We start from the raw sequence: 1,919 nt of genomic DNA, 5'->3' as shown, positions 1-1,919 counted from the left end.
GACGACAACTTCTTCAACCTCGGCGGACACTCCCTCCTCGCCACCCGCCTCATCAGCCGCATCCGAACCACACTCAACACCGAACTCGACGTCCGCACCATCTTCGAAACCCCCACCGTCGCCGGACTCGCCCACCACCTCGACACCACCACCCCCACCACCCGACCCCACCTCACCCCCCAACCACGCCCCCACCACATCCCCCTCTCCCCCGCCCAACGCCGCCTCTGGTTCATCAACCGACTGGAGAGTTCGGGCGGCAACTACAACACCGGTCTCTCCCTGCGGCTCTCCGGCGGGCTGGATGTGCCGGCCCTGCGTGCGGCGCTGAACGACGTCATCACCCGGCACGAGAGCCTGCGCACCACATTCCCCGACACCGACGGCCACCCCCGCCAGGAAATCCACACCCCCGAAGAAGCAACCCTCGACCTCACGGTCACCGACGTGACCACCGAAGAACTCGGGGCGGCACTCAGCCGAGCCGCCTCGGCCTCCTACGACTTGGCAGTCGAACTTCCTTTCCGTGCCCACCTGTTCCGGGTATCGGAGGGCGACCATGTGCTGCTGCTGGTCGTCCACCACATCGCCAGTGACGGTTGGTCCAACGCGCCGTTGTCGAAGGATCTGTCCACCGCCTATGCCGCGCGCAGCGCCGGGGACGCCCCCGAGTGGCAGCCGCTGCCGGTCCAGTACGCCGACTACACCCTCTGGCAGGACGAGATCCTCGGCGACGAGGACGATCCGCAGAGCGTCCTGGCCGGTCAGCTGGACCACTGGCGCACCACGCTCGCGGACCTCCCGGAGGAGCTGGCCCTCCCCACCGACCGGCCGCGGCCGGCGGAGATGAGCTACCGCGGTGAGCGGGTGCCCATGCACTTCGGGCCCGGCCTCCAGCGTGCTGCTGCCGATCTGGCACGTGATGCGGGAGGGACCGTCTTCATGGTCCTCCAGGCCGCCATCGCCGCCCTGTTGGGCAAGGTCGGCGGAGGTGAGGACATCCCGATCGGTACGGCGGTGGCCGGACGCACCGACGAAGCGCTCGACGATCTCGTCGGCTTCTTCGTCAACACCCTCGTGCTGCGCACCGACCTCTCCGGAAACCCGACCTTCCGCGAGCTCGTCGACCGGGTGAAGGAGACGGACCTGGCGGCCTACGCCCACCAGGACGTCCCCTTCGAACGCCTCGTCGACGAACTCAACCCGGCTCGTTCCATGGCCAGGCACCCGCTCTTCCAGGTCATGCTGTCGATGCAGAACACCCCTGTCATCGAGACCAAGTTGGGTGGTGTCCCCGCGTCCCCGCTGCCGGTGGCGCTCGACACGGCCAAGTTCGATCTCTCCTTCGAGCTGGAGGAGCGGTTCTCCGGTGACGGTTCGCCCGCGGGGCTGGAGGGTGTGATCGAGTTCGCGGTCGATCTCTTCGACCGTGCGTCGGTCGAGGTGCTGGCGGCACGTCTCGGCCAGTTGCTGGAGGCGGCGTTGGACGACCCGGACCGGGCCGTGTCGACGATCGACGTGCTGACCGCGCGGGAGCGTGAGCGGATTCTGGTGGAGTGGAACGCCACCTCGCGGTCCGTCGAGCCGGTGACCTTCCCGGGGCTGTTCGAATCCCAGGTGATCCGTGCGCCGCGGGCCACAGCTCTGGAATCTCCCGAAGTGACCTATATCTACGAGGAGTTCAACGAGCGTGCCAATCAGCTGGCGCATCTGCTGATCGAGCGGGGGGTGGGCCGAGAGCAGATCGTGGCGCTCGCGCTGCCCCGGTCGGTGGACATCGCGGTCGCCCAGCTCGCCGTGATGAAGGCCGGAGCCGCCTACCTGCCCGTCGACCCGGACTACCCGGCCGACCGGATCAGCTACATCCTCGACGACGCCGCGCCCGCCCTGCTCATCACCGACACCGAACACGCCCCCCG

General features: G+C 68.2%; 1 protein-coding gene. It reads left to right on the top strand.

All coding sequences use genetic code 11. The annotated features are described in order from the left end of the window. The coding region (locus A3Q37_RS35080) for a condensation domain-containing protein (RefSeq protein WP_141693647.1) at positions 1 to 1,919 on the top strand (1,919 nt) is incomplete at both ends.

The sequence above is a fragment of the Streptomyces sp. PTY087I2 genome (assembly GCF_001687325.1).
Lineage (GTDB): Bacteria > Actinomycetota > Actinomycetes > Streptomycetales > Streptomycetaceae > Streptomyces.
The sequence above is the reverse complement of the archived record's forward strand: the minus strand, read 5'-3'. Positions and strand labels throughout refer to the sequence as shown.